2 protein-coding genes are annotated in these 1,365 nt (G+C 47.1%); both read left to right on the forward strand.

Going from position 1 to position 1,365, the window contains the following annotated elements; genetic code table 11:
* Positions 1-78 precede the first annotated feature (78 nt).
* Positions 79-411: a transposase gene (locus Selli1_RS18150; RefSeq protein WP_087178456.1), complete on the forward strand. Its 333-nt coding sequence runs from the start codon at positions 79-81 to the stop codon at positions 409-411.
* Positions 408-1,316 carry an IS3 family transposase gene (locus Selli1_RS18155; RefSeq protein ID WP_204907526.1) on the forward strand — a complete coding sequence of 303 codons (909 nt, stop codon included), beginning with the start codon at positions 408-410 and terminating at the stop codon, positions 1,314-1,316. The genes Selli1_RS18150 and Selli1_RS18155 overlap by 4 nt, the downstream gene beginning before the upstream one ends.
* The last annotated feature ends 49 nt before the right edge of the window (positions 1,317-1,365 follow it).

Raw genomic sequence — 1,365 nt, forward strand, 5'->3', positions numbered from 1 at the left:
TGGTGTGGTATAAAAAAAGTTGACAGCTTATTCTCAAGGATTTCATAATAAAACCAAGAGAATAAGGAGGCATTCAAAGTGGCACGTAAATATGACCATGAATACAAAGTACAGGCAGTAAAACTTGCCAAGGAAATCGGCGGCGCTAAGGCTGCTAAAGAATTAGGAATCCCAGAAGGAACCATCCATACCTGGCTGAAAGCTGTTAGAGCCGGTAAGCTGGATATCGGAGAAGGCTCCCATACTCCCACCAGCGCAATGAGCCTGGCAGAAGAAATTACCATGCTGCGCAAACGGGTAAAGGAACAGGATAAGGAAATCCGTCGCCTGAAGGAAGAAAACGAATTCCTGGAGGAAGCCAGTGCTTTTTTCGCCGCCAGCCGTCGGAAGTCGGCAAAAACCAGAGAATGATCTTTCTGGCCCTGAAGACAGAAGACGGCAGGATTACCGGGAAAATCTCGTTTTACTGCAGAATGCTTGGGGTCAGCCGCCAAGGCTTCTATAAATATCTCGCAAATAAAGACCGTCCCTGGAAGTACCAGGATTTGGCAGATGCCATGAAAGAAATCGTCAGTGAAGATGAATGTAACGATACTTATGGTCGAATCCGGATGTACCAGGCATTGTTGCTGAAACAGCCGGAAGGAGTGCATATTCCCAGTGAGAGAACCGTATACCGAGTTATGGATCAGATTGGCCTTAGCCATCGACCTAAGAGAAAACCCAACGGGATCACAAAGGCTGATCGTGAAGCCATGAAATCGGATGATCTGCTAAAACGGGATTTCCGTTCTGATACCCCATTAGAAAAATGTATTACGGATATCACGGAGATTCCGGCATCCAATGGGAAACTGTATGTATCTGCGATTTTTGACTGCTTTGATCTTAGTGTCCTCGGTCTGGCAATGGAAACAAATATGAAAGCCGATCTATGTATCCATACATTGGAAAACGCCCTGACTGCCTATCCTGCGTTGGAAGGCGCTGTCATCCACAGTGACCGCGGGACACAGTATACCAGCGAGTCCTACCGTCAGACCATCCGGGAGCATCATATCCATCAAAGCATGAACAGTGCCGGAGGGCGCTGCCATGATAATGCACGCTGCGAGAGCATGTGGGCCAGAATGAAGACGGAGCTTCTTTATGACCGTTATGACACAAAGCAGATGGAAGTAGAAGAACTAAAGGTACTTATCTGGAGATACTTCCTCAGCTACTGGAACAACCGGAGGATCTGCTCTGCCAATGGCGGCCTTCCTCCCATGGTAAAACGCAGGCAGTACTATGAGGCTTTGGAGGTGGCTGCATAGTCAGTGATATCCTTGAGAAAAATGTGTCAACTAATCTTGACAATATCAT

The sequence above is a fragment of the Sellimonas catena genome, from assembly GCF_027924685.1.
Lineage (GTDB): Bacteria > Bacillota > Clostridia > Lachnospirales > Lachnospiraceae > Sellimonas > Sellimonas catena.